Origin of the sequence: Clostridium arbusti SL206 (assembly GCF_000246895.1) — a bacterium.
Lineage (GTDB): Bacteria > Bacillota > Clostridia > Clostridiales > Clostridiaceae > Clostridium_I > Clostridium_I arbusti.
Genome location: NZ_BAEV01000015.1, coordinates 1 through 21,502 on the forward strand (window position 1 = coordinate 1; position 21,502 = coordinate 21,502).

The following is a 21,502-nucleotide window of genomic DNA, read 5'->3' on the forward strand; positions in this document are numbered from 1 at the left end:
CCATGGGTGTAATTTTAAAATCTTAATACTTTCTTAATATTTGTTTTAGCTGATTTTATTGATTATATTGCATAATAAAACTGTAATTACATTCCACTAAAGATTACTTTTCAAATATAAGTTTGATAAACTCTACTATTACGTATTTGTAAGTATGGTATAAAATTCTTAGGTTTCTAGTGGAGATGTATAGTATCATCTACAGAAAATAATAATTTAATACTGTAGATAAATAATTGAAACTTATTTATTAAAATTAATCAATAAAATTAAGGGGGCAAACTATGAAAGATACAATTTTAAAAACTCATAACCTGTCTAAGAAATACGGCACTGAAATGGCCGTAAACAATGTAAATATGACTATAAACAAAGGAGACATATACGGATTTATTGGAAGAAATGGTGCTGGAAAAACCACTTTAATAAGAATGATAACTGGCTTAATCTCCATAAGCAGTGGTGAAATGGAACTTCTAGGCGCTTCATCCCCTAACCAATTAAATGAAGTAAGAACTATGCTTGGCAGTGTAGTAGAAATTCCAGCCTTCTATCCTCATATGACCGCTAGAGAAAACTTAGAAGTATCTAGGCTTGTGAGAAATATTCCAGGAAAAGAGTGTATTGAAGAAGTTTTAAATTTGGTGAGTCTTAATGATACAGGAAAGAAAAAGGTCAAAAATTATTCCTTAGGCATGAGGCAGCGTTTAGGCATTGCCAATGCACTTTTAGGTAATCCAAGATTTTTAATTTTAGATGAACCAACTAATGGTCTAGATCCTGTTAGTATTGTTTCCATAAGAGAACTTCTAAAGAAGATAAATAAAGAAAAAGAAGTGACTATATTAATATCCAGCCACATACTAAGTGAACTTTCTGAACTCGCCACCTGTTATGGAATAATCAATGAAGGTAAATTAATAGAAGAAATTTCTGCTGAAGAGCTAATTGAAAAATGTAAGCAGTATATAGAGCTTAAAGTAAGTGATGCTAAGAAAGCAGTGGTATTACTTGAAACCGAGCTTAGTATTAAAGATTATTCTGTACAGGAAAATAATATAATTAAAATATACAGCAATCTTCAAGATGTAGGTAAAATAAATACCCTTCTAGCTTCCAAAGGTATAGAGGTTGAAAAAATACTATCTAAAGGACAAAATCTAGAAGAATATTTTTTAAGAATAATAGGGGGTGAAGTTCATGCTTAGACTAATTCATGCAGAAATTTATAAATTGTTTAAAACAAGGATTTTTATTGTACTATGTATAGTGGCTATAGTCATAGGCATGATAATTGTAGGTACATCAAAAATAATGTCCTCAGAAGATGTTATACGAAGCAGCCTACAGGGGATGTCAAAACAGCAACAGGATCAAATGATAAATCAACTGAAACAAGACAGTAGTAATAACAGCAACAACTCTGTATTTAAAGGTGGAAATTTAGGTTTTCACAATATTAGTAAAGATTTATTCCATCCTAAAGTTAGAGAAATATTTCATAACTCCTTTGGCAGCGGCATAATTGAAATACTTATTGCAATATTAGTAGCTAACCTAATTGCCAAAGAATACACCACTGGTACAATAAAAAACATTTTAGCTTATGGTAAAAAAAGAGAGCATTATTATATTGCAAAATTAATCGCTACCTCCATAGGTTTTACTATTTTACTTGGCATTATGGTAGCTGTAGGAACTTTAGGAAGCACACTATTCTTTACTTGGGGAGTCCCTTTTAACGGAGCTGAACTTCTTGGTATAATAAAAACCTTCGCCCTTGCAATATTAATTGGTATAGCTACTACTTCATTTATAATGCTAATCTCCACCCTATTAAAGAGTAGTGCATTAACTATAGCCATAGGTGTAGTAGTATTTTCTAATGTAGCTGCTTTATTAGGTATTTTATATGGTAGCTTTGATTGGTTTGATAAAATATATAGATGTACTCTGTCCTATAACTGGGCTGTTGGAACTTCTATTAACGCTGGTAGTTCTGATATATTTAGAGCTGTAGTTGTAAGTATTATTACCATCTTCATAACAGGAATTTTAGGTATATTAGTTCTTAAGAGACAGGATATAAAATAATTATATGGACTCATAGCAGAAACTCTTGCTAGTATCTTTAAATAAATAAAATTTCATGACTTATTTTACAATATATGTAATAGAATTTACTTATTTATATCATCAATAAATTTTACTTACAGCGAGTTTGTAATTTCTTTAAATTTATCTGAATTACCTAGAAATGTAATCTGTTATCTTCAGCTTTAGATTTGTAAGTTGGAGTATTACAGATTCTAGCTGTTATATAAATATGATACAATATAAGAAATAATATCAATTATATTCATGTATTGGAGGGTTATCCTATGAGTGAAAAAAGACCAGTTTTAAAATTAAGATATTCTTTCTTAGAAAAGGCTTCTATAGTTTTATCTGCTATACTTTTCATAATAAACTTCATAGTTGTAATATTCTATTGGAACAAACTTCCGAGTATAATACCAACTCATTATGATGCTGCTGATAATGTTAATGGGACAGGAGCCAGAGGAAGTATTCTTATATTACCTATAATAAATCTAGCTATACTTTTAATGCTCACAATTTTGAGTAAATTTCCTCATCTTTACAATTATTCTGTTAACATAACTAAAGAAAATGCACAGTATCAATATAAAAATGCGCGTAGTCTAATGCTTGTAATGAATGTAGAGATAACCATTTGTTTTTCTTATATATCACTGAGAACTCTATACTCTATTTTTACAAAAACTAATAGTTTAGGTGTTTTATTTCTTCCTATTTTTCTCTTGTTAATTCTTGGTACTACAGCATATTTCATGTGGAAGATGTATAGAAACAAAGAATGAGGCATGTGAAAATAAATAGTAAGTCAAAGATGCGACGAATATTTTGAATCCAACAAGGAAGCAGGTTCCGAAGATAGTTGGGCTATCTGAGGGTTCTGCTGACGCAGTAGGATTCAAAATAGGCTAGTATACTGACTAGTTATTTATTTGAATATGCCTAATTAAGGGAGTGAGCAAAATGCAGTTTTTAATTCTAATTCTTATTATAATTATTGTGGCCCTGCTCACTTTTATAATAAGGTATAAAAACGAAGTTAAATACATTACCAATCAAGTTACAAACAGCAAAGGTCAATACTGTAGTCTTAGAATGAACTCTATGAATAAAGATATAGAAAATTTAGTATTATCCATTAATGATATATACGAAAAAAATCAGAATGCAACCGTTAAAATGAAACATAGTGAAGAAGAACTAAGATGCAGCATAGCCAACATGTGTCATGATCTGCGAACTCCTCTTACCTCTATAATGGGATATGTTCAGCTTATAGATGAAAACAATCTTACAAAAGAGCAAAAGTATAAATATATGGACATTATTAAAAAGAGAACATCAAGGCTGCAAGACCTCATTACAAACTTTTATGAATTATCAAGAGTTGAAGCTGGTGACTGCAAATTTGATTTAAAGTCCATAAATCTAAAGGATATTTTATGTGAAGCCATAGCTCTTTTTTATGATGACTTCACTAAAAATGGAATAGAACCTAACATAAACATTGAAGAAAATATACCTAACACAATAACAGATGAAAAAGCCGTTATGAGGATATTTTCAAATCTAATGAACAACATTATAAAGCATGGAGAAAAAAATGTAATTATATCTTTAAAAAAAGAAAAAAATTGTGTAGTTACAGAATTTGAAAACAATGCCCCTGGACTAAAAACTAAAGATATAAATCATCTCTTTGATAGAACCTTCACTGCTGATTCAACCAGAAGCAATAAAAACACAGGGCTTGGACTCAGTATAACTAAAGCTTTAGTAGAACAGCTTGGTAATAAAGTTGAGGCTGAATTGTGTGAGGGCATGCTTAAAATTAGAGTTTGCTGGAATATGATGAATTAGCATTATGTAAATTTATAGGTAACTTAATGCTTGCTTTCTCCATAATATTCTTTATAATTGGAATCGCCTTATTATTAAAATTTTCATATCAGAATACTATAAGCCGTATTGGAATATCTTTGTTTGCCTTAATAGCAATCTTAGGTGTTGTTTATGCAAACACTGGTAAGAGATTTAAGAATTAAACTTATACCAATTATTAAAAATACTCTACAGTACATCGAATCAAAATTTTATTTTGATCCAATCTCCTGTAGAGTATTTTCACTTTATAAGTAACTACACTTTATTCAATGACTAACTGCTGTAATACTTCACCGCTATGAAGAGAAAAATGGAGCTAACGGCGACACGTCCCTTGATAATTATCTCTTATTTGTATCCTCATAATCCTTTAAGAATTTTTCTATTCCTGCATCTGTAAGTGGATGATTTATCATTTGGATTATTATTTTATATGGTATTGTAGCTATATTAGATCCCGCCTTGGCACACTCAAGTACATGAATTGGATGCCTTATGCTAGCTGAAATGATTTCTGTATCTATGTTATGAATCTTAAATATTTCTGATATATCCTTAATCAATTGAATTCCAGTGCTCCCTATATCATCTAATCTACCTAAAAATGGGCTTACATAGCTGGCTCCAGCTCTTGCTGCAAGTAATGCCTGTAATGCAGAAAATATAAGTGTTACATTTGTTTTTATTCCCTCTTTATGCAAAATGCTTACAGCTTTTAATCCCTCTTCACACATTGGAATCTTTACTATCATATTCTTATGAATTTTAGCTATTTCACGAGCTTCTTTAACCATTCCAGTACATTCCATTGATATGACTTCTCCACTTATGGGGCCATCAACTATTTCAGTTATTTCCTTTATTACTTCTTTAAAGTCTCTTCCCTCTTTTGCTATAAGTGACGGATTTGTTGTTACTCCACATATTACTCCTAATTCATTGGCCTTTCTTATTTCTTCAATATTTGCTGTATCCACAAAAATTTTCATTATTAATTTCCCCTTTGTATAATATTAAACTTGAAATTTAAGACAACCTTATAACCTATTTAAACATCTTCTCCCCAAGCTGTACAAAAGCCTGAAGCAATATGAAAGCTCTCATATCAATCTTAACTTCTTCTTGTTTAAGTAATTCTTTTACTTCTTCTTGTGAAAGCAGCACTACTTCTATTTCTTCTTCAGCTTCAAGATATTTATCTGACACTTGACCTTTACAAGTACAAAATACCAAAGCAGAGGATTCATCCGTCATACCTGCAGAAGCATATACTTTTTTATTAGTTTTTTCATAGTCTATCTTCACAAGTTCAAGTCCTGTTTCTTCTCTCAGTTCTCTTTTGGCAGCTTCATCAAATTTCTCACCCTTGTCAATAAGTCCTGCTGGCAATTCATATATATAGTCATTTAGAGGTACTCTGAATTGTCTTATACAAACTATCTTATTTGATTCTTCATGCAGTGCTGCAATTATAGACGCATCTGGATTATCTTTCTTTCCATGAAAATACTGACCACTAAGAGTATCAAAACTCTTTCTTGAAGCCATAGTCCAGTTCCTTGTCTTACCTTTTTTATCTTCATATTCTAAATCATAAAGGCTTAAAAATTTTGTCTTTGCTAATGTAGTCAATTTTTTTATTCTACTTTTACTCATAATAACACCTTCAGTTTCTATAATATATAAAGTGACATACTTCTATTTTCTTTTAAAAATATTTTTCTAAATCCCCTACTTTATCCATATCCAATATATCTGTAGTAATAAATTCAAGAGTATTATAAGAAAAATCATCCAAAAGTATATCATTATTCTAACATAACAAATATAAATTTGGATGATTCTTACATGATTTTAATTTATTTTTTTAATTTCTTTCAAACCACTTAACTATATTATTAACTCCATCTGTATCATATTTATTTTTAAGTATAAAACTTCTTACAGAAGAATTATCATCTATACTTATATCTACTGCAATTGACCCTTTATCCTCACCAATTATAAGCATTCCATTTTTTATAGGATTACTTTTAGATTTAAACATCATACCTTTAGTATCAAGATTACTTTCAATGGACCTTACACTATCACATTCAGCTACACTACCTATTTTATATTTTATATTATTTAGTATTTTATCAAAATCATGGCTATTAAAATCGCTCATACAAAGTAAACTCCTTTCAGATAATCTTATATGAGTTTATGTATTATTGATAAGTTTATTCTTTAAAAATAATTTACTACTGATTTTTTGCAATCTTAAATAGTATTTTATAATCATCTCCAAATTTGCAAATACCTCTACAGTTATTATACAAATCAGAAAATAATATATATCTTAAAGTCACACAATCCACGTTTCTGAAAGAAGGTCTTTTTAATTGAGCATCTAGCTCTTTCCTTCTTGAATCTGGTGCAACTAGGAAAAAGTTATGTTTTTTATCTCCCAATGAAGAAGCTAAATCCATAAGTCTTAAAATCCCTGAATATATGGATGTAGTTTTTTCAATTTCAAAAGCACATTCTATTTCTTTACTACCCTTATTTATCCATAGAACATCAATTAAAGAGATTGTCTTTATTACCTCTTTTGAAGCATCTATTTTAGGAGGCTCTGGTAATGTCATGAATTGTAGACTTTTCCCATCAATAGATTTAGTTCGATCATTTACAGCCACAAAAACATCATAGCCCAATTCACTACCGATTTCAGTTAACAAACATTGTACTTTTAAATGTTCATTTTCTTCTTTAATCTCATTTTCAACTTCCTTATGACGTTTTCTTAAAATTTTTTCTAATTTATTTTTATCAAGCTTTAAAGCAGGTTCCCAATTTTCATCAAGTATAATTTTACCAATTCCTACATCAAACAATAACCCAGATATAGCTCCTAAATCTTTAGACAATATAGATTTTAACTCTTCATTTGTTTTTATAATTATTTCTCTCATTTCTAGATAATGCGTCCATGATCCTAATTTCTTCTTTTCATCAAAAATTGTATTGAACCCTCTGACCATAGCCGTATTAAATGGGGGAATTATAGTAGGATGCAAAAAATAAAGTATGTTAGCCACAGCTGGCCCTAATCCTTTAATTTTATATCCGTCTAGTTTTATAATCTCCTTAACAATTTTTTCTTCACTACTAGCAGACAAACAAGCTTCTAAAAACTGTCCAAAAATCCGTTTATTATCTTCATTTTCATATATATCTGGTATTCTAAGCTTTGGTTTCCAATAAAATGGATGAGCTGCACCTTCAAATACTTGTTTTTGTTCAGTTATACAATTTAATACAAACTCTAACGGTGACCCTTTAAAATCATTACCAAAAGTACCTTCTTTAATTGATCTAATAATATCCATTACTCCACGTCTTATAGAACGAAATGCTTTTATTCTCTTTGCATCATACCTAAACCATGTATTATATACAGATTCATCATCAACTTTATATTGTTCAACTAGTTCTTTTAAATTCGATTTCAAATTAAGCTCCCCTTTGATTACAATTAAAAAACATCCAAATTTATATCATTATTTTACTACAATGATACCGATTTGGATGTTTTTTTATATAACTTTATCTATTTTTTCTGATAAAGCTTCTGATATTTCAACTAGTGGCAACCTTATTTCTTGAGATTTTATGAGTCCAGCTTTATATAGACAATATTTTATTGGTGCTGGATTAGGTTCTTCAAATAATAGCGGAATAATATTAGCTACTTCTTTCCATATTTCAAAGGCTTTAAGGTGATTATTTTCTTTTACCTTTTTATAAACTTCAATAAATTTTTCTGTATTCATATGGGCTGATGCCAGTATTCCACCATCTCCACCAAGCATTAGAGTACTGTAGAAGAAACCATCTTCCCCTGTAAGTATTGAGAAATCCTTATCCGAAGGTCTATTTAATAAGAGATCCGTAGTCTGCTTAAAGTCACCACAGGCATCTTTTATCCCAACTATGTTCTTAAACTCTGCAAGTCTTCTAATTGTGTCATTTTCAATATTTCTACCAGTTCTATACGGTATATTATATAGAAGTATATCAAGAGGAGTTGCCTCAGAAATCCTCTTAAAATGCTGGTATATTCCCCTTTGATCCGGTCTATTATAATAAGGGCATACAGATAAAATACCTTTGATATCGTATTTTTCAAACATTTTTACGTTCTTTGCCATTTTCTCAGTGTTATTTCCGCCAAAGCCTACATAGATAGGTAAATTCTTTTCATTGTACTCCACAGTTTTTTCTAATACAGCTTCATATTCAGCTTCAGACAGTGTAGGAGTTTCTCCTGTAGTTCCAAGAGGAATAAAGCCTGCTATATCCATTTGAGAATAATGCTCTATCATATTTTTATAAGATTCAAAATCAACTTGTCCATTTTCAAATGGAGTAATAATTGGTACTAAAATACCTTCAATTTTCATATTTATACCTACCTTCCTCTTACCCTGGCAAAATTATAGTCACAAAAAACTAACAGCAAAGGAACACCTTTGCTGTTAGTATCATAATTTCAATATTAACAATGCACGTGTACCTTGTAGTTCTCCACTATACTATCCATAGTGACAGTTTTGCACATATTTTATGCAAACCCAGAAAACATTCCTGCCAGACTGCTTTCTTCGGCCATAATCCCTTTCTATGTTCTTCGTTGCCTGCAAGCTACGAACATATACTTATAATTACAGCTCCTCTACCCTAGGTAAGAATTCAATTTTTAATGATAATAGTGTATCATATTTTTTTAGGGAGTTCAAGGTTGTATAGCAAATCTATTTTTATGATATTTTAATTTCTACAAATTTAATTTCTTATCTACTCTTCCATATACTGATACTCTTGAATTGATAAAAAATATTTGAAATGAAATAACTAAAATCCATATAATGTATGTGCCAATTGTAATTCTCTCAATGATACCAAAGTATCTAAACTCATTAGCAGCTCCGGCGGCAGTAATACCCCCACTGATAAATATAATTAAACTTGAAATAAGAGAATATATAGTTAAATGTTTAAATTGTGGTATTCTTTTAAAACCTAATCCCGCCAGTAAAGGAGGTAATATACTAATTTAAAACTTTTTCATAATTTAACTCCCTTATTATGATTATTTTATTTCATTGGGTTTTAAATAATCACATATGAATTTTATATGTTTAAACATTTTTCTTATTATTGGAGCTGTATCCTTACCATCATTTGTAGCATGAGCATATTCAAAAGTCATTGCAACTAATGCATAATTGTATTCATCCGCAATCAATTCAGTATCAATTTCTCTTATTAAGTTTTTTTCAAGCATTCTAGCTAACAGCCTCAAGTGTAAATCCATACATCAGAACTCATAACTAAGTTTTATATTCTAACTTTTACTATTTATACACTTACTTAAAGTTTGCTCCCTCTACAATACTATATCCTTATTACAAATAGTAGCTACACTAAGTAATAAAAATATTAAAATATATATACATGCTGTTATAGGAAAATTTAAAATATTATGAGCCCCTGCTTTGCCAATAAACTGGTACGCATACATCCCTCCTGAAAATGTAAAATATATTATATTCTTTATACTCATATCTAATATAACCATAATGAAATTAATTCCAATTCCTAATCCTATCACGGCTCCACTATTATTAATAAATAATGCAATGAAACTTATAACTGTAGAAAATGATAGCAAAGGCAATATAATAATAGCATAACATTTAGCATTATAAATAAAATTATTTATAATGTCTCCTCTATCTCCTAATCCAAATACAATACTCCCTGTAATGTAACTTGTAATAAAGCTGATAATCATAAATATTAAGGCATACAAATATATGGATAAAAGCTTGCCAATTAACAAATCACTCTTTTTTATAGGTGTTATTAAAGAGAACTTCATAGTTCCATGAGTGTAATCTTCTGTAAGTATTTCTGCTATTACTAGCACCATGAAGATTGGTACTATAGGTTTCATTACCATTCCAGAAAGAGTTTGAACTAAAAAATTCTTTGCATTTATTGTACTGTCACTGGTTCCAATAATAGCCATAATGACTATACTTATAATTAAAATAGCTGACAATATATAAAATTTTTTACCACTGAACATTTTTATAATTTCATTTTTTAAAACCTTAAACATCTCTTTTATCTCCTTCTGTTACATTTAAAAAATAATCCTCTAATGAAGTTTCCTTACAATATAAATTTTCCACATTAATATCATTTGAAACTAAAAGCTTATTTATATTTTTAAAATTCCCCTTCTGTACCTTAATTCTTATGCCAGCCTCAAAATCTTCAATATTGCAAGAAATACTCATATCCTTTAGTAGCCTAGAAGTTTTTTCCTTTTCTATTGTATGAATTTCTATTACTTCCTGATCTGTATTTAAAAGTTCCTCAACATAACCCTGAACCCTAAGAATTCCTTTCTCTATAATTCCTATTCTATTACATACGGCCTGAATTTCATTTAATATATGAGATGATATGAGAAAGGTTACTTTATATTTTTTTGATAAATGCTGTATAAGCTCTCTTATTTCTTTTATTCCCTGAGGGTCTAGTCCATTTGTTGGTTCGTCTAATATAACTATATTAGGATTATTTAAAAAGGCCCTTGCAATTCCAAGCCTTTGCTTCATGCCTAAAGAATATTTAGATACACTTTTATTTCTAGCATAAGTCATATCTATCATTTTAAGCACTTCATCTACTCTTTTTTTAGAAATACCATATAAATTTGCCATTAGAAGCAGATTCTTATATCCTGATAATCCTCCATAAAAGCTTGGCGACTCTACCATAGCTCCTATTTTCTTAATAGCATTTTCACGATCTTTTACTACTTCATATCCATTAATAACAACCTTGCCTGAAGTAGGTTTTATAAGTCCAAGCATACTCTTTATAGTAGTGCTTTTGCCTGCTCCATTAGGTCCTAAAAATCCATATACATCACCTTCATATACTGTAATATTTAAATTATTCACTGCTTTTTTCTTATTATATTCTTTAGTTAAATTATGCGTTTCCAGTAAACATTTATGTTCCATAGCAATCATCTCCCTGTATCTATTTGATGATTACATATTATCAGATTGTGATTTCATTATTTCTATATACTTCCTAAGTGATATTTATATATTCATAAAAAGCATCTAACTTTACGGCGATGATTAAAAACTTTACGTTTATGAAAAAGACACCCCTGTCAGGATGTCTTTTCAATAGATTTTATCCATAATTCCTGGATAAACATATTATTTTCAATTGCTGTATTTAAAAATACATTATCGTACTTTTTATTTATAATATCTTTAACAGTATATAATCCTAAGCCTCTACCCTTACCTTTTGTAGAAAATCCTTCTTTATATATTTTATGAATTAATGGCTTCTTTCCAAAAAAGTTATTCTGCACTACTATAACTATGTAACTATTTTTATTCACAATGCATATACAAATTTTTGCATCCTCACATTCTCCTGCAGCTTCAATGGCATTGTCCATTAATATTCCCATTATCCTACATAAATCCATTATATTCATATATACACTTAAGATATCCTCTACAATATCAACTTTTATATCTATTTTCATGGATATAGCCTTTATTAACTTTGTAGATAAAATGGCCTTTAGACCAGTAACTTTAATATATTTTAACTTATCAATATTGCTGTTATTCCACTTTATATCCTTGTCCAAATTAATAATATTATTGTAAAAGAATTCACGAAGTCCTTCTAAATCACTATCATCTATGTATTCCTTAAGTGGTGAAAGCATATTTATGTAATCATGCTTAAATCTTCTTGTTTCACTATACATGTCTTCTATAATATTAGAATATTGTTCGATTTCATGTTTTTCTTCAATTTCTCTTTTCAATTTCACCCTATATTCAACACTTTTATCATAATTATAAACTATAATACTTGTAAGTATGATTGCTATTAGGGGCAATACCTCTGGAACAAAATTTCCAAGTATAAAATCAATTTTTTCCCTATCTACTAAATATGGAAATGTAAATATATATATCCCTTCAATAATTATAGTTAATGGTATGCTTATTATTAAAATCATTCTGAATCTTATCTGCGATGGTAAAAGCTCTTTATGTACTTTTATCCTTGAAGTAATTCTATTTATTATTAAACATGCTGGAATTATAATAAACATCATTATAATAAATTGAATTAAAGTATATTTAAAGGGTATATTATACAATTTTGCACCTGAAAATGTGTATATAAAAATGTATACCGTATTTACAAAGTAAATAATATAAATAGTTGTTAATATTTTTATTCTTATTCTATTTTCATTATTTCTCAATTGAACAATAGTGACAACAGAAAGTATAGGAAGTATTATCGCATATGAACCAGTAGCAAGTACCATTCCTATTACAAATGAAATAAGAAAGTATTTCTTCATATCCTTGATACTTGCTATATTTTTATATAAAGTATAAATTGCAATACAACACAAGCTGCTCATTAGCATAGACGGTATAATAAGATAAAATAGAAATTTATTTATAAAAGTTAAAAACGTCATAATAAAAGTCCCCTCATATACCTGAAGGAAACATAACATTCTTCTCCATTTATCATAATAATTTTATTGTTTTTTTTATCTATCTCTTCAATCTTATCTTTATTCACAATATAAGATTTATGACATCTGTAAAAATTTGAAGTGAGCTTTTCCTGTACATTTTTCAAATTTCCATAAAACTCAAACTGTCTATTTTCCTCATGCACCCTTATCCTGTGAGCTATTTCAGTAGTTTCAATAAATAAAATGTCACAAAGCTTAATATTTATTATTCTAGTATCTTCCTTTATGGAGATGTATCCTTCTTTAAGCTTTCCTTTGTAATAAGTACTGTACGCCTTTAAAAGACAACTTTCTACTCTTTGTTTAAAATCATAATCTTCCTTGATTACATAATCCATAGCTTCTACTTTATATTTAAATGCTAAATAACTCATCTCTAAATGTGTAGTAGTAAATATTATAAATCCTAAAGGATCCATTTCTCTAATTCGTTCTCCTAGCCGTATGCCATTTATATTATTCTTCAAATCTACATCTAAAAAATAAATTCCTGTAATATGATTTTTTTCTGTATAATCTATTACCTCCTCAGGTTCTCCTACACAAAGAGCTATATCTAAATCAACTTTTTCTCTTAAAATAGTATTCTCAATAAGTTGTTTAAGTTTAGCTCTATGCACTGAATTATCCTCACAAATTATTACTTTCATCATACTATTTCTCCTTAATTATGGTTATATTTATATTATATCATAATATAAATTCAGGTTATCTTATTCAGAACTTTTACTAATGAACGGTCTGAATAAAAGACATCTGAAAACTCAAAATTGATGCTCTCCATGCAAGAGACCATCCTTGTTTTATCCCACTAATTATAGCTGGAAGTGCAGAAGCCATTACTACATTCCAATAGAGCTTTATTCCTCTTGTTACCATAACTTTTCCAGCCTTTACATGAAGATGCGTATAAACAAAAATATAACTTCAATTTTCAACAAAAAGACCCGGTACTAGAAATTCTAATTATCACTGCCCTTTTTCCCTGATCCAAGTAATAATAGATAAAATAATGCTTAAAATTAATATAAATATAGGCATTGCCAAGGGATATCTTTGTAGTACATGAGGCTCCCATGGTAGTAAAAATTTCTCCACTTTTTATATCTCCTTTATGTACTTTTCTTCAAAACTCATTAACTTTTTAAATATTTTTCATTTTTCCTATACTTTCCACGAATTAAAGTAACAACAAATAATATACTCGGTAATATTATAAATAGTGGTACAAACAAATTATATTGAATCATTTTTAAACTTGTTTCAATATGTACCAATATATTAGATGACATTGTCATGCCCAAATATAATGCTATTGCTGACACTGGCAAAATGAATACTCTGCTATTCTTAACTAATGTTAACTTTTGAATAGCTCTAACTACTGCAAACATATGAATAGATATTTTGAAAAATATAGTGGTTAGAAAATATAAAACTTCAATTGCATCTAAATTGTCAACAAATTCCCCTAAACTTATTTGTTGAATTAAGGTATACATGGGATAAATGCTATTTTCAAAGATAGCACCTCCCAAAGTTGCTACTGCTATTGCATCAAAAATTGCAATAAATAATCCAGATGTAATAGTAGCTAGTAACGTGGTCCTTATAATTTTCTCAGGTTGACTTACTAATGGCCAAATCATGGCAAGTTCTATAGATTCGCCAAAGGATTGAGTAATACCTACTGGCCATACTGCCTCTAAAATTTGTGACCATCCTTTACCTGCAATAGGCTGTAAATGCTGTATATTCATAATATGTGAGCCAAAAATTAAAATTATTTCAATGGGGAACAGAAATAAAATTACCGGGAAAACTATCTCTCCTAGTCGTGCAATGACTTCTATGCCAGCAAATGCACCATATATCAATACAATCATAAATACAATCAAAACTATAAAAATAGGTGTCTTAGGTAATATTGTTATCGGTATTAAAAATTTCAAGTCACCTACACCGCGCCCTACCTCGTATAATATTAATAGTGTATAAGCCCATGCAATAGGTGTCCCTATCCATTTCCCAAATTGTGCCCGCCACCATTCCACTAAAGTTAATCCAGGATTCATACGCATAAGTAAGGTATATAATAGCATGATTATCAATCCTACAGATGAGGATATTAATACAGAGATCCATGCATCCCTACCCGCAACTGCTCCAAATCCAAACACAATAGTGGTTCCTATCTGATATAATACTGTTAATACATATAATTGATAATTAGAAATACGTTCCATAAAATCCCTCCTCATTTTAACCTGACTAACTTGGCGTAAGTCTCCCACGCACTCTGTGAAAGCGATTCACACAAAATCAAAAAAAAGATTTTGGTTCTCTGCTTGCACTCTGCGAAAGCGATTCACACAAAATCAAAAAAAAGATTTTGGTTCTCTGCTTTTCTTCAAGTGGGAGCTCAACGCCAAGTAAGCCATGCATTTGCAGTTCTAAAATTCAGATGGGGTAAAAGAATTCCCACCTGAATTAAGAACTTGCTTCAATACTTATCATAGTTAGGAGTAAGTCTTTTACTCTGAAGTCCGATATTGGGTATATTAACATCACATATGACTTTTACTTTTACTTTGCTAAATTCTTCACTCCAGTGACCTTTATAATAATTATTCCACTGCTTAGGGTGCTTTCTATATACAGCTGTGCCAAATCCAAATACATCAGATTTTAAATGTTTTTGTACCTTTTCAAGAGCTAACTGAATTGTTCCATTGATATCCTCAGCTACTTTTCCTTGAATCAAATGTATAGTCTCCGGATTACTTAAATCTAAATTTGATGAATTTTCAAAAATATCTCCTTTTATGTTGATTTTAACTTCCATCTCTACTTGCTTTCCATTAAGTATAGGATTAACCTTAGTATTTGCATTTACTATTTTTACTCCCACTACACCATTGCTCTTTTTATCTGGAATGTCTGTTATTATACCTGTCTGTATCTCATTACGAAGCCACAATGCTCCTCTAGATTCTTTTGAATTTAACCATCCAACTAATTTATACTTGTATAGTACAGCCGCTCCATCTATACCTGAAGTTATAGAATCAAAGCTTCCACTTACATCTAATGGTGTTATCATAACTTGAGCTGCAATGCCTTCTTCTCCTTCTTCATTTATCATATTTAAAAAATCCTTGAAATTAACTTTGAAGCCAGCTTCCAATTCTTCCTCTTTTACAAACTTTTCAATAATACTCCTCTCTAACTTTGATTCCATACTCAATAGTTTAGCTGCTAATCCCTTTGTAAAAAATACATATGATCGTAAATGGGATTCTGGATTTCTGTAAAGAAAATCAATAACGTCTGAAATACCATCTCGTGCCAAATTTTCTCCTATAAAAATGCCTCCATTTTGAGAAAAGAAAAGTCTTCGAGATAATTTCTTTTCAATCCTTCTATAGGCATCCATTACCCCTTCTCCCTTTTCTGATACTAATGTTGTTGATTCAGTCCTAGCAGAACCAGCAGATAATAACCCACCAAAACCCGCAGATCTAGTAACTGGAATAAGAACTGAAACAAGGATTTTACCATCTTCCATTTTATCTAGCCCTATTCCAGATACGATAGCTATATTACTTACTTCAATGGAATCACTTGTGCAACCAGTAATTAATTGTATAATTATAATAATAATCACTAAAAAGCTCTTCTTTTTCATAAAAAATCTTCCTTCCAGCTTATGATCAAAGCTTAATTACTTACTCTTAGAAGAACGATTACTTGCAGTTTTCTTCATACGATTAGAATTTTTAGTTTCTATAAAATCAGGTCTTGAAATCATAGCCCACCAAGGTGCTCGTATAAAGGTATCTTTCAAATCAGATAGGCTCAATGGAGATATTGATGTTAAAAAAGGAATACCAAAAGAACGCAGTTTTTCCATATGAATTAGAGTAAAAAAAGCACCAATAAATATTCCATATAACCCTAGAGTTCCACCAAGAATTATCATAGGAAAACGAGTTATACGAATAGCTGCTACTAAATTCTGTCTAGGCATAGTAAAAGATGCAACACCAGTAATTGCAATGACAATAACTGTTGCTGCTGAAACAATGCCAGCTTGTATAGCAGCCTGACCTATTACTAATCCACCAATGATACTTACAGTCTGTCCTGTTACCCTTGGAAGACGAATACTTGCTTCCTGTAAACCTTCAAAAAAAATCTGCATCAGTAAACTTTCAATAAATATCGGAAAGGGAACACCTTCTCTTGAAGATGCTATAGTAAGCAATAGGGGCCTCGGTATCATACCTTGATGAAATGTTAACAGCGCAATATAGAAAGAAGGTAAAAATACACTTAAAATTAAAAATAAATAACGTATCCATGTGATTAGACAAGATGTAAAGTATCTATCATAATAGTCTTCACTAGATTTCATCATATCAATAAAGGTATGTGGAGCCATTAGTGCCATTGGTGTATTATCTATAATAATTCCTACATGTCCCTCAGATAAATTAGCTGCTAACCTATCTGGTCTTTCCGTAATTCCAAATTGAGAGAAAATTGAAAAATGATTATCCTCTATTATTTCTTCAATAGTTATACTTTCCACTATTGTATCTATATCTATTTTAGACATTCTATTTAGTATTTCCGTTACCAAGGAATCTTTAACAATGCCATCTATGTACATAACTGCAATATCTGTTTGTGACAAACGACCAAGTTTCATACTCTCTATTTTTAGCTTAGAGGTCTTTAACCTTCTTCTTACTAAAATTATATTGGTACGTAAATTTTCCGTAAATCCTTCACGTGGACCTCTAACAACCGATTCTACTTGTGGTTCCTCTACATTTCTCTTATCAAATTTTTTTACATCTATGGATATAGCTTGCTGTATTCCGTCAATTAATAGAACAGTGTTACCTTTAACTACATTATCTACAACATCCTGAATATTCGTATATAATTTTATGTTTGATGCTGTAATCACTCGATTTTGTAGCAAATTTAGTATTTCGCCTACAAAAATATTTTTATTTTGTAATTCTTTTTGTCTATAATCTATTAATGGTCTCAATACATCTGAATCAATTAATTTAATATCTACAAATCCATCTATAAAAATCAATATTCCTTTTCTTGTACTAGCAAATTGAAATTTCCTATACACTATATCAGAAGATTTATTAAAAATTGTTTTAAGTTCTTGAACATCGCTTGCTAAGTTTCCACTAAGAGCTTGATTTTCTATATATTCTTCATTTGTTGAGAAAACCTTATCAATATCATCAGGGGGTACTGCTGATTTATCATAAAATTCATCCATGTTTGTTCCCATTTCAATACCTCCATTTTTATTTTAATTGTAACTTCTATACCTTGAAGTATGAATATCTAGATTTATTCTTCCTTATATATCAGTTTTTATTCTGTACTAATTTTAAAAAATTGCTGACACATGTTTACAGATGAACATTATAGAATTAATAAGGGGGTTCTGCCATCTAATTATTATTTTTATCTGTCTTTTTAGCAGATGGTGAATAATAATATATGGATTATTTTAATTTCAGGTAATACCTTGGCCTTTCTTCCCACAATAAAATACTCCCTCCATAGTAACAGTTTTATTATTTTAACTATCTACTATAAAGGGAGCATATCACTATGCAACTTGACCTAGTTTTTTATTTAATAACATGTAAATTTAAAAAAACTTTTTTACAATCTATTTGAACCGTGGTTGCCATATCCCGTTAAACACCTATGGTCTCACATACTTCTTAATAGATTCATATTTAGATTTATTCTTTTCAGAAGGATCAATGTATTCAAAATCTCCATTCTCGTTTTTTCTTATGCCTAGTTTTGCATACTGGTTATCCTTAACTTTACGTTTATTTACCATAATTATCACCTCTAGCAATTAGTATGGAAAATAATAAATTAGTTTATACCTCATAAAGTTTTTCATTTTAAAATTTATAGCTTTTAGTTCATATTATGTGCATTTTTAATAAAAGCACCTGTATATCTGGTATCAAACATTATATTAATATCATCATCTTGAATTTGATAGTATACTCCATCCGGCTCAAGAATAATTCTGTGTTTGCTCCAATTTGAAAGATTAACTCCGTTCTTATCTGCACTTATATCAAAGGAAGTCTTAGCTAAACGTTGTTCAAAAGTTCCAACTGCCTCCCCTTTTCTGCAAAGTACTTGCTATGAAAGGCTTATACTCCTCGATTAACTATTTAATTCTTCTTGGCTTTTTTTGCTTTCTCTACTCGTTCCTTAAGAGATTTCTTAAAAAACATCTTTTCATCTCACATTAAAACATTCCATATATGTTTGATATGAAACTTATAAAGTTTAAGGTTATATGTACTTTAAACATGAATTGAAACTTATAAAAATATCAGTTTAAGATCAATAATAAAAATCTCGTTTATGAACAGTTATATATTGCTTTGTAAATGTAAAATAATTCTTATATTAATAAATTATGGTTATACAAGAATTATTTGTACATTGAAAAATGAATTAATCAAATATATACTGATGGCAGGTAAACTTTATCTATGAGAGAACTTTATGGAAAATGTAAATCCACTTCTTTAATTGAAGCAAGTTCTTAATTCAGGTGGGGATTCTTTTACCCCATCTGAATTTTAGAACTGCAAATGCATGGCTTACTTGGCGTTGAACTCCCACTTTCACAGAGTGCGCGGGAGACTTACGCCAAGTTAGTCAGGTGAAAAAAAGACATGTTGCAAAATTTGAAAGGAGAAATTTTGATGAGATTTTTTATAACGTCTAAAGATATAGGCATAGATTTAGGCACATCTAATACTTTATTATATGTAAAAGGAAAAGGCATTTTATTAAGAGAACCTTCAGTAGTAGCTATAGATGTTGTAAATGAAAAAGTTTTAGCTGTAGGTTTAGAAGCCAAGAAAATGATAGGTAGAACCCCCAAGGATATTATAACTGTTAAACCTTTAAAGAACGGGGTGATTGGTAACTTTGATTTGGCTCAACAAATGTTAAAAAAGTTTATTGAAAAAGTTATTGGCAAAGGTGCTTTTAAAAGTTCTAGAATTGTAATTTGTCATCCTTCAGGGATTACTGAAGTTGAAAAGAGAGCAATTAATGAAACAATAATTCAATCAGGGGCGCGTAAGGTTATGTTAATTGAAGGGCCTGTAGTTGCCGCAATAGGTGCGGATTTACCTGTAAATGAGCCCGTTGGAAGAATGATTGTGGACATAGGTGGCGGTACTACTGAGGTAGCTGTTGTCTCTCTTGGAGGAATTGTTACAAGTAAAACTTTAAGAGTTGCGGGGGATGCATTGGATGAGGAAATTATTAAATATGCTAGAAAAGAATTTAATTTGATGATAGGAGAAACAACAGCTGAAAATATTAAAATAAAAATTGGTTCTGCATATAAAGATGAAAATGAAGAAGAACAGAGTATGAAAATAAAAGGAAGGGATTTAACTACGGGTCTTCCAAAGATTATTACTATTACAGAAAGCGAAATAAGAGAAGCTTTAAAGGAGAAAATAGCCTTGATGATTGATGCTATTAGAACTACTCTTGAAAAAACCGAACCAGAACTTGCTGCGGATATAATGGACAAGGGTATAATGCTTTCAGGGGGTGGAGCTCTTTTAAAAAATTTAAATAAACTTATATTTAGAGAAATACATATACCGGTATATATTGCAGAATCTCCCCTTGAATGTGTTGCTATGGGTACTGGGAAGTGTCTTGATATGATGGATAAAATCGGTGATATAAAATATAATTAGGGAAAGCGAACAAACGGAGTATACCCTATTTGATAGACACATAGGAAAATGTGTATAATAAGTGCATAAAGAAGTATGTTTTGGTGGAATGGTGGACAAGATCGAATTTTCAGTAGAGCATAAAAAAGAAATAATTTTTTCCCTCTAATCCATGTGATAATAGATAGTAGTAATGCTAAAATGAAAATAAATATAGGCATTATCCACGGATCATGTATCATTTTCTTATTCCTAATTTTGCATACTGATTATCCTTTGTTTTACGCTTGTTAGCCATCATTATCACCTCTAGTAATTAGTATGGAGAATAATAAATTAGTTTATACCTTTGCCTTGTGATTTTAATATATGTATACTTCCTACAATAATTCAGCAAACTTATCATTAAAATACACCTTTTTCTTTAAGGTATAAACTAACACTATAATAGACCATATAACATTACCATAAAAAAGTTTTTCACTGTACTGCTGAGATAAAGTTATATTTGTTATTAAAAAGTATATAGTGTAAATTATCATAATCCAATATCCCCATTTTTTAAGCTTCAGGTATCCATAAGCCATTATAAGAGAAATTAAAGATACTAATACTCTCATAATATTCTCAGGAACATTAGGCACCCCAAATCTAAAGGCAATTCCATATTGTTCTGTAGTGTTTGCGAATAACGTTAATATTAATACAATTGCACCTAAAATATAAAAGTATCCAATTAATACTACTCCTAAAGGTCTTTTTGCGATCATTTCATCTAACTCCTTAGAATTTTTTAAAATAAATTTTCTCATAATGACATTTCCCATTAAACTTAATAACTAGTCTTGTCCTTAGAATAAATATATCAAGAATACTTAACTTTGTTAAATTTAATTAATATTATTTTGAATATTGATTATGTTTAATTTTGGGTTATCAACGCTTAAGATAATTTTTGAATAAAGAACGTTTGTGTAAAGTTTTATAGAGATTCCTCCTCCTTCATTGTTTGTTTTAACAAAAACATTTTATCACGAATGAGAAGTAAATCTCTACAGATTTT

Annotated in this window: 22 protein-coding genes and 1 riboswitch; of the genes, 6 read left to right on the forward strand and 16 right to left on the reverse strand. The window is 29.8% G+C overall.

The window, feature by feature from the left end:
* Nucleotides 1-284: 284 nt before the first annotated feature.
* The 5 genes from RH99_RS04500 (at nucleotide 285) to RH99_RS20025 (ending at nucleotide 4,145) form a co-directional block, all read left to right on the forward strand.
* Nucleotides 285-1,208 carry an ABC transporter ATP-binding protein gene (locus RH99_RS04500; RefSeq protein WP_010234517.1) on the forward strand — a complete coding sequence of 308 codons (924 nt, stop codon included), beginning with the start codon at nucleotides 285-287 and terminating at the stop codon, nucleotides 1,206-1,208.
* The gene (locus tag RH99_RS04505; protein ID WP_010234519.1) at nucleotides 1,201-2,094 is read left to right on the forward strand and encodes a DUF2705 family protein; all 894 of its coding nucleotides are present in this window, start codon (nucleotides 1,201-1,203) and stop codon (nucleotides 2,092-2,094) included. Before RH99_RS04500 ends, RH99_RS04505 begins: the two co-directional genes overlap by 8 nt.
* Before the next feature lie 287 nt (nucleotides 2,095-2,381).
* On the forward strand, nucleotides 2,382-2,885 hold the full coding sequence (locus RH99_RS04510) for a DUF1648 domain-containing protein (RefSeq protein ID WP_010234521.1): 504 nt from the start codon (nucleotides 2,382-2,384) through the stop codon (nucleotides 2,883-2,885).
* 178 nt (nucleotides 2,886-3,063) lie between these two features.
* Nucleotides 3,064-3,960, forward strand: a complete 897-nt coding sequence (locus tag RH99_RS04515; RefSeq protein WP_010234523.1) for a sensor histidine kinase — start codon at nucleotides 3,064-3,066, stop codon at nucleotides 3,958-3,960.
* Between the two features lie 26 nt (nucleotides 3,961-3,986).
* Nucleotides 3,987-4,145, forward strand: coding sequence for a hypothetical protein (locus RH99_RS20025; protein WP_373854700.1), 159 nt, complete (start codon nucleotides 3,987-3,989; stop codon nucleotides 4,143-4,145).
* A gap of 180 nt (nucleotides 4,146-4,325) precedes the next feature.
* Here RH99_RS20025 and fsa read toward each other — a convergent pair whose 3' ends face one another.
* The 15 genes from fsa to RH99_RS19345 all read right to left on the reverse strand — a co-directional run bounded on the left by fsa (nucleotide 4,326) and on the right by RH99_RS19345 (nucleotide 18,548).
* Nucleotides 4,326-4,973, reverse strand: coding sequence for a fructose-6-phosphate aldolase (gene fsa, locus RH99_RS04525; RefSeq protein ID WP_010234525.1), 648 nt, complete (start codon nucleotides 4,971-4,973; stop codon nucleotides 4,326-4,328).
* 55 nt (nucleotides 4,974-5,028) lie between these two features.
* Complete coding sequence (locus tag RH99_RS04530) at nucleotides 5,029-5,640, reverse strand: NUDIX hydrolase (protein ID WP_010234528.1); 612 nt, start codon at nucleotides 5,638-5,640, stop codon at nucleotides 5,029-5,031.
* A 211-nt stretch (nucleotides 5,641-5,851) separates the two neighbouring features.
* The gene (locus tag RH99_RS04535) at nucleotides 5,852-6,154 is read right to left on the reverse strand and encodes a hypothetical protein (protein WP_010234531.1); all 303 of its coding nucleotides are present in this window, start codon (nucleotides 6,152-6,154) and stop codon (nucleotides 5,852-5,854) included.
* A gap of 76 nt (nucleotides 6,155-6,230) precedes the next feature.
* Nucleotides 6,231-7,484 carry a type II restriction enzyme NmeDI-related protein gene (locus RH99_RS04540; protein ID WP_010234534.1) on the reverse strand — a complete coding sequence of 418 codons (1,254 nt, stop codon included), beginning with the start codon at nucleotides 7,482-7,484 and terminating at the stop codon, nucleotides 6,231-6,233.
* Nucleotides 7,485-7,568: 84 nt separating this feature from the next.
* A complete protein-coding gene (gene dapA / locus RH99_RS04545; protein ID WP_010234536.1) occupies nucleotides 7,569-8,435 on the reverse strand; it encodes a 4-hydroxy-tetrahydrodipicolinate synthase in 867 nt (288 codons plus the stop codon).
* Between the two features lie 109 nt (nucleotides 8,436-8,544).
* A riboswitch (Lysine riboswitch) is annotated at nucleotides 8,545-8,718 on the reverse strand.
* A 406-nt stretch (nucleotides 8,719-9,124) separates the two neighbouring features.
* Nucleotides 9,125-9,349 carry a hypothetical protein gene (locus tag RH99_RS04550; RefSeq protein ID WP_010234538.1) on the reverse strand — a complete coding sequence of 75 codons (225 nt, stop codon included), beginning with the start codon at nucleotides 9,347-9,349 and terminating at the stop codon, nucleotides 9,125-9,127.
* A gap of 72 nt (nucleotides 9,350-9,421) precedes the next feature.
* Nucleotides 9,422-10,159 carry an ABC transporter permease gene (locus RH99_RS04555; RefSeq protein WP_010234540.1) on the reverse strand — a complete coding sequence of 246 codons (738 nt, stop codon included), beginning with the start codon at nucleotides 10,157-10,159 and terminating at the stop codon, nucleotides 9,422-9,424.
* A complete protein-coding gene (locus RH99_RS04560) occupies nucleotides 10,152-11,075 on the reverse strand; it encodes an ABC transporter ATP-binding protein (RefSeq protein ID WP_010234542.1) in 924 nt (307 codons plus the stop codon). Before RH99_RS04560 ends, RH99_RS04555 begins: the two co-directional genes overlap by 8 nt.
* A gap of 158 nt (nucleotides 11,076-11,233) precedes the next feature.
* Complete coding sequence (locus RH99_RS04565) at nucleotides 11,234-12,589, reverse strand: sensor histidine kinase (RefSeq protein ID WP_010234544.1); 1,356 nt, start codon at nucleotides 12,587-12,589, stop codon at nucleotides 11,234-11,236.
* Nucleotides 12,586-13,305: a LytR/AlgR family response regulator transcription factor gene (locus RH99_RS04570; RefSeq protein ID WP_010234546.1), complete on the reverse strand. Its 720-nt coding sequence runs from the start codon at nucleotides 13,303-13,305 to the stop codon at nucleotides 12,586-12,588. The genes RH99_RS04565 and RH99_RS04570 overlap by 4 nt, the downstream gene beginning before the upstream one ends.
* A gap of 76 nt (nucleotides 13,306-13,381) precedes the next feature.
* Complete coding sequence (locus RH99_RS18505) at nucleotides 13,382-13,531, reverse strand: hypothetical protein (protein ID WP_010234549.1); 150 nt, start codon at nucleotides 13,529-13,531, stop codon at nucleotides 13,382-13,384.
* A 257-nt stretch (nucleotides 13,532-13,788) separates the two neighbouring features.
* Nucleotides 13,789-14,898, reverse strand: coding sequence for a GerAB/ArcD/ProY family transporter (locus RH99_RS04575; protein ID WP_010234552.1), 1,110 nt, complete (start codon nucleotides 14,896-14,898; stop codon nucleotides 13,789-13,791).
* A gap of 257 nt (nucleotides 14,899-15,155) precedes the next feature.
* The gene (locus tag RH99_RS04580; protein ID WP_010234554.1) at nucleotides 15,156-16,340 is read right to left on the reverse strand and encodes a Ger(x)C family spore germination protein; all 1,185 of its coding nucleotides are present in this window, start codon (nucleotides 16,338-16,340) and stop codon (nucleotides 15,156-15,158) included.
* 36 nt (nucleotides 16,341-16,376) lie between these two features.
* Nucleotides 16,377-17,978: a spore germination protein gene (locus RH99_RS04585; RefSeq protein ID WP_010234556.1), complete on the reverse strand. Its 1,602-nt coding sequence runs from the start codon at nucleotides 17,976-17,978 to the stop codon at nucleotides 16,377-16,379.
* A 426-nt stretch (nucleotides 17,979-18,404) separates the two neighbouring features.
* Entirely contained in the window at nucleotides 18,405-18,548 is a 144-nt protein-coding gene (locus RH99_RS19345) for a hypothetical protein (protein ID WP_010234558.1), read from the reverse strand.
* An 892-nt stretch (nucleotides 18,549-19,440) separates the two neighbouring features.
* Here RH99_RS19345 and RH99_RS04590 point away from each other — a divergent pair.
* Nucleotides 19,441-20,460, forward strand: a complete 1,020-nt coding sequence (locus RH99_RS04590) for a rod shape-determining protein (protein WP_010234560.1) — start codon at nucleotides 19,441-19,443, stop codon at nucleotides 20,458-20,460.
* A 359-nt stretch (nucleotides 20,461-20,819) separates the two neighbouring features.
* Here the strand turns inward: RH99_RS04590 and RH99_RS04595 are convergent, their stop codons facing one another.
* On the reverse strand, nucleotides 20,820-21,251 hold the full coding sequence (locus RH99_RS04595; protein WP_010234566.1) for a hypothetical protein: 432 nt from the start codon (nucleotides 21,249-21,251) through the stop codon (nucleotides 20,820-20,822).
* Nucleotides 21,252-21,502: the final 251 nt, after the last annotated feature.